Genomic DNA, 6,277 nt, shown 5'->3' with positions numbered 1-6,277 from the left:
AATTTTGTCTACTATGCCTTGTGATACCAGTTTGCCCATCAATAAAACCTTGCTGATTATTAAGCTCACCACTGTCGAGATGCAGAGATTGTTGTGCAAATAAAACACCTTGTTCATTGCGTAATAACGATTGATGGGTGTCAATCACTAAGTTAGCGGCACTACTAATTACCCCTTGCTGTGCATTATCAACTCCAAGCACAGAAATTGTTGCATCACCATGACTAAGTAGATTGCCTTGCCAGTTGGTAAGTTGTCCTCGTGCCTGTAATGTCAGCTGACCATTTTCAGTCACAATCAGACCTTTGTAATTATTGAGAGCATCTGTATCAAGATGTAAATCGTTACTTGCTACGATTTGTCCTTGAGTATTGTTTAATGCTCTAAAGCTAATCAAATGCTGTGCATTATCACTTTGAATAATTCCATCCGAATTGGTTATCTGCGTTGCGGTGATTTGCTGGTTTTGATGACTTGCAATAAAGCCATTTTGATTGATTAACTCACCTGTTTTTACAGCTAATTTATCAAACGAAATGATCCCTTGCTGACGTGAAGATTGCTCCGTTGCTTGATTGCTTAACCGTTGTTGATGTGTATCAATAGCCATTGCAGCAAGACTTTGAATAAGTCCTGAGTCATTGATTAGCTCGCCACTTTGGAGATCAAGTTGCCCCTCAGTATTGATCACCCCTTGCTGATTATTAATCCGTGTTTGTTGACTATTAAGAGTTAAATGTCCTTTAGCGAAAAGCAGACCTTGCTGATTATTAATTTCTTGAGCGAGAAGATTGAAGCTGCCTTGTGTAAAAATCTGCCCTTGTTGATTATTAATACCTTTTAGTAATTGAAGGTTAAATGGTTGTTGATCTCGGTTAATCCAAGTACCTAGTCGATTATCAAGTGAAGAGGCTTTGGTAAAAATATGAGCCGCTTGTAAATTCGCTTGCTGACTAGAAAGATGAGTTGGCGTAGATAAGTGAAGCGTATTTTTCAGCTCAAGATGACTTTGATCTAATACTAAATTATTTTGGGTCGCCGTTAAATCAGCTTGATAAGCCAGAAATCCACTTTGAGAGAAATCAAGTTGTTTTGCTTGGGCGGTAATTTGCGTAGAAGCTAGGTGTTTCCCGTGCGATAAAATCGTTTCTTCAGCGATCAAGTTCAATACATTTCCCGCAGAATGATAAGCAGGAATAGTCACTTGCTCACCTTGTGCTGTATGTGTAAAAGTTCCTCCGGCGATTAATTTTGCTGTAGGATGGGTTTCAATATGCTTCGCTTGATAAGTGATATTCCCCTCTGCAAAACTCTCACCAGATTGACTCATCGTTTCTTTGGCTTTTAAGGTAATATTGCCTTTTCCTTGTGCTTTGCCTTTGGCAATCAAACTACCTTGTTGTTGAATACCGTTCTGTTTACTCGTTGCTTGCAGATTGCCTTGCTGGCTATATATCACGCCAGCAGGCTGATTTGCTATCTGCTGTTGGCTTTGTAAGGTAATATCTTGTTTGGCTCCGAGATAGCCTGTATTGACTAATTGCCCTTCGGTAGTAATTTTGACTTCACCTACAGAAGCGCCAATATGCCCTGCATTGCGAACCCCTAAACCATTTTCTGTGCCAATGAGGTGAATTTTATTGGCATACATTCCGCCTAATTCGGCGACATCGACGGCATAGCCTACAGGTTGGTTTGCTTCGACAGCACGGATAACTTGAATACTGTCATTGTTGGCAGAAACCTGATTTTGCCCCGTTGTGACCTTGAGTTCATTTGCCCAAATGCCGGCATTTACCTTAACTTCTTTGGCAATAATATCGGTGTAATCTTGACGGCTACTATCGAATCCACGACCTGAAACGGTGACCGAACCTTTCTCTACACGATAGCTTTTCACTTCTCCATTTTCAATCTGCACCTCTCCAGTGGTTAATGTGCTGCGTCCGGCATTAATAATGCCGCAGCCTTCGCAATGAATCCCACTTGGGTTGGCAATAATTACATCTGCTTTTTTGCCTGCTACTTCAATATAGCCTTTTAATTGGCTTGGCTTTTTGGCATTAATTTCATTTAAAATGACTTTCGCTTCACCACCCACCAAGTAAGGGTTCGCCTGTACCCAGCCGCCTTGTTCTGTTTGCGTATTTTTACGGCTGTTATTGAGAATCGCTCCTTTTTGTGCCACATCAAATTGTTGGTATTTATTATGCGATAACCCTTTATCGTTTGGCGTTTGAATATTAACTTGCGGCAAGCCGTTGGCGGTTTGTAATACTATCAGTTGTTGGTTTTTGGGTGCAGTATTGTCCGCTCGGATTTGTAATTCTTCTGCGTGTGCGGAAGTGAAATAGAAAAAACCTAACAGCGAATATAAGCCGACAGTTAAAGGTTTTAATCGCCAGTGAGGACGTTGACTAAGCGAAGTGGAATAGCAATGTTGACCTTGATGTTTGGCTTTACCTTCACGCGTTGCAATTTCAGAAACCACGACTAAACGTTGTAATCTTTTACTAAAGATAATGCGATAAAGATGTTTATTCATAATTTACCCCTCAACGCTTCGCTTAGAATTGATAACTTAAATTGAAACCTGTAGTCATGTGCGATGTTTTAAAACCTGTCGGTTTATGCAAGGGTATCAGGTTGCACTGCCTAAATATTCACGATAGCATAATCTTCATATTCCCCAAAAAAATATCTAGATAATTTTAATCCAATTTCTTCCCAAGATTCGCATTTATCTACACATAGATTTATATAGCTCTCTATTTTTTAAAATCATATTTATCAATGATCATAGTATGTCTTAATATATTTGGCTTACTTTCATAAAGTTTTAATCACTCCAAAGAACAAACAGTTAAAATCTGTTGCTTCCGAAGCATCATCAACACCTATACATAATAGTAGATTTACACAAAATATTTTTTCATTCTCAGGCTGATATGTTTCTAATTCAAAAGTACAAGTTTGTTACGCCAAGAATTCCAAAATAACTTTAATTCTTTTTTTCTTGGAATTTTTTACGAAAATAGTGAAACAATAAATAAACTGCTAAAAGCGCAACAAAAATATAAATTCCAGTCTGCCCTTTACTTACTTGCTCTTTGATCCAATCAATATTATGTGCGCCGTGATATCCCAAATAAACCCAAATAGGTACAGAAATAATTGCAGCACAAAAATCCAAAACAACAAAACGAACATAGCTGATACGACGTGTGATCCCTGCTACCATATAAATTGGCGCTCTTAATCCGGGAAGAAAACGAGCAACGAATAATACTCGATTACCATAACGATCAAATTTTTCACGTACAGTTCGCATTGTTTTCGGCTTTAAAATTCGACGTAACGGACGGAAACGCAAAATTTTCACTCCGTAAATTCGACCTAGCCAATACATTGTGCTGTCACCGGCCAGCACACCTAGCATACTGACTACCAACATAATATGTGGATTAGCATACCCCAACCCAGCGATAATACCACCTGAAACTAAGGTAATATCCTCAGGAATAGGCACGCCAAAACCACAAATAATTAAAACAAATAAAACAGCAAAGTAACCATAACTACTGAAAAATTCTACTAATAATTGCACAACAGACTTCCAAATAAAAATAATAAAAGCACATTTCTTAGCTCAGTATTTTGCCTTCTTTGTCATAAAATTTCTACTCAATTTGTTACTATTATCAACACAAATAAAAAACTTTTGCTCCGTTACAAAATTATCGCAATTGTTTAAACAAAACTCTCAATTAACGATTGCATTTTATCGTCATTTCTCTATAATGCGACAGCTGATTTATTTTCAGCCCTATTTTGTCAAGCTACTGGGTCGCCTGTAGCTTGTTTTGTCTAACGACCGTTTAGGTCATAACATAAAGAGAATTAAAATGTTTAAATTTAATGCTGAAGTTCGTGAAACGCAAGGAAAGGGTGCGAGCCGCCGCTTGCGTAAAGCAGGCAAAATCCCTGCAATCGTTTATGGTGGTAATGAAGCACCTGTTTCTATCGTATTAAACCACAATGAATTAAATAACGCTCAAGTTGAAGATAGCTTCTATTCTGAAGTTATTACTTTAGTGATCAATGGCAAAGAAGTTGCGGTGAAAGTTCAAGCTATGCAACGTCACCCATTCAAACCAAAATTAGTTCACATCGACTTCAAGCGTGCTTAATTAACGTTTTTAAATACAGAACACCAACAGTAATGTTGGTGTTTTTGTTTATGTCTACAACGTATTCACTTTCAGAATTCGCTAATCCATTTTGGAGATGTTTATGTTTCTCAAATTGAATACTATCTACTATCGTGAACGGCAAGGTTTCAACCATTTAGGAGTTTTTAATGAAAAAAATTGCATTAGGTATCAGTTATGACGGCTCTCGTTATTTTGGTTGGCAAAAGCAACAATCTGTACAAAGCATTCAAAACGAATTGGAAAAAGCACTTTCCACCATCGCCAATGAACCTATCGAAATTTTTTGTGCTGGACGGACTGATGCCGGAGTACACGCCACAGGTCAAGTAATTCACTTTGAAACATCCGCTTCTCGCCCATTACAGGCTTGGATCTTCGGAACAAATGTACATTTACCAAATGATATTGCGGTGAAATGGTCAACAGAAGTAAACGAAGATTTTCACGCCAGATTCAGTGCTTTATCACGTCGTTATCGTTACATTATTTATAATCGTCCACAACGCTTTGCTATTTTACCGACTGGTATCACCCATCATCATTATCCATTAGATGAAAAATTGATGCATATTGCCGGTCAATACTTACTTGGAGAGAATGACTTTAGCTCATTCAGAGCTGCCCAGTGCCAATCCAAATCACCTTATCGTAATGTACATCATTTACAAGTTTCTCGCATTGGTGATTATCTTATTGTTGATATACAAGCCAATGCTTTTGTACATCATATGGTACGAAATATTGTCGGCAGTTTACTCGTCGTTGGTGAAGGAAAACAAAAGCCGGAATGGATTAAATGGTTATTACAACAAAAAGATCGCTCTTGTGCCGCTCCTACTGCTAAAGCTGCTGGTTTATATTTAGTGGAAGTTCATTATCCTAATATTTTTCAGTTGCCCAAAAGTGCGGTTGGCCCATTATTTTTACCGGATGAAATAATTTAAGCCAATTTTGCGATAATCTTGATATAGAAATAGTGAAAAAGATAGATAATACAAACTTTCAAACACGTTATCCTCAATAATGATCATAACGGTATTATCAACAAATAATACCACTTTTATCTAGCAAAAAAGATATTAAATTCTATGAAATTATGCTTTAATAAGCGCTATTTGCTATCATCTCGAACCAATTTTTGGAGATAAATATGAGTTGGATTGAAAGAATTTTTAATAAGAATCCCGTTTCCGGTTCACGCAAAGCGAATGTGCCGGAAGGAGTTTGGACAAAATGTACTGGTTGCGGGCAAGTATTATATCGAGAAGAACTTAGTCGTAATTTGGAAGTTTGTCCTAAATGCGATCATCATATGCGTATTGATGCTCGTACTCGCCTGCTTGCACTATTAGATCAGGATAGCACTGTCGAAATTGCTGCCGAATTAGAACCGCAAGATATTCTCAAATTCAAAGATCTAAAAAAATATAAAGACCGTCTTTCCGCCGCTCAGAAACAGACTGGTGAAAAAGATGCAATGATTGCATTTTCAGGCAAACTTTATGAAATGCCAATTGTTGCTGCAGCCTCAAACTTTGATTTTATGGGAGGCTCTATGGGTTCAGTTGTGGGTGCAAAGTTTGTTAGAGCAGCAGAAAAAGCCATTGAAAACAACTGTCCGTTTGTTTGTTTTTCTGCTAGTGGTGGAGCGCGTATGCAAGAAGCATTAATTTCATTGATGCAAATGGCAAAAACCAGTGCAGTATTAGCAAGAATGCGTGAAAAAGGTGTTCCATTTATTTCCGTTTTAACCGACCCGACTTTAGGCGGTGTATCCGCTAGTTTTGCAATGCTTGGTGATATTAATATTGCCGAACCGAAAGCATTAATCGGTTTTGCCGGCCCACGAGTAATTGAACAAACAGTGCGTGAAAAATTGCCAGAAGGTTTCCAACGCAGCGAATTTTTGTTAGAAAAAGGTGCGATTGATATGATCGTACATCGTAAAGATATGCGACAAACATTGGCAAGTATTTTAGCTAAATTAACCAACCAACCTTCTCCATTCAAAATGCCGGAAATGGTGGAAGAAACATCTGAGTAAAATAAAGGCATCTGTTTTA

5 protein-coding genes are annotated in these 6,277 nt (G+C 37.9%); 3 read left to right on the top strand and 2 right to left on the bottom strand.

The genetic code is table 11. The features are described from left to right. Positions 1–2,545: filamentous hemagglutinin N-terminal domain-containing protein (locus JP36_RS02080; RefSeq protein ID WP_156106915.1), on the bottom strand; the 2,545-nt coding region annotated here is incomplete at its 3' end. Positions 2,546–3,001: 456 nt separating this feature from the next. Further along, positions 3,002–3,607, bottom strand: coding sequence for a DedA family protein (locus tag JP36_RS02075; RefSeq protein WP_039171452.1), 606 nt, complete (start codon positions 3,605–3,607; stop codon positions 3,002–3,004). A 298-nt stretch (positions 3,608–3,905) separates the two neighbouring features. On the opposite strand from JP36_RS02075, the gene rplY reads away from it, so the two are divergent. The 3 genes from rplY to accD all read left to right on the top strand — a co-directional run bounded on the left by rplY (position 3,906) and on the right by accD (position 6,258). After that, positions 3,906–4,190 (top strand): 50S ribosomal protein L25, encoded by a 285-nt coding sequence (rplY, locus tag JP36_RS02070; protein WP_039171450.1) that lies wholly within the window; start codon positions 3,906–3,908, stop codon positions 4,188–4,190. Between the two features lie 170 nt (positions 4,191–4,360). After that, positions 4,361–5,158, top strand: a complete 798-nt coding sequence (gene truA, locus JP36_RS02065; protein ID WP_039155149.1) for a tRNA pseudouridine(38-40) synthase TruA — start codon at positions 4,361–4,363, stop codon at positions 5,156–5,158. Between the two features lie 206 nt (positions 5,159–5,364). Continuing rightward, positions 5,365–6,258: an acetyl-CoA carboxylase, carboxyltransferase subunit beta gene (gene accD, locus JP36_RS02060; protein ID WP_039171447.1), complete on the top strand. Its 894-nt coding sequence runs from the start codon at positions 5,365–5,367 to the stop codon at positions 6,256–6,258. The last annotated feature ends 19 nt before the right edge of the window (positions 6,259–6,277 follow it).

It is taken from the genome of Gallibacterium genomosp. 1 (genome assembly GCF_000771875.1).
Taxonomy (GTDB): domain Bacteria; phylum Pseudomonadota; class Gammaproteobacteria; order Enterobacterales; family Pasteurellaceae; genus Gallibacterium.
This window is presented reverse-complemented; position numbering and strand designations above follow the sequence as displayed.

Coding starts and splice junctions, on each gene's coding strand:
- accD (WP_039171447.1), top strand. CDS start 5,365: ATGAGTTGGATTGAAAGAATTTTTAATAAGAATCCCGTTTCCGGTTCA.
- truA (WP_039155149.1), top strand. CDS start 4,361: ATGAAAAAAATTGCATTAGGTATCAGTTATGACGGCTCTCGTTATTTT.
- rplY (WP_039171450.1), top strand. CDS start 3,906: ATGTTTAAATTTAATGCTGAAGTTCGTGAAACGCAAGGAAAGGGTGCG.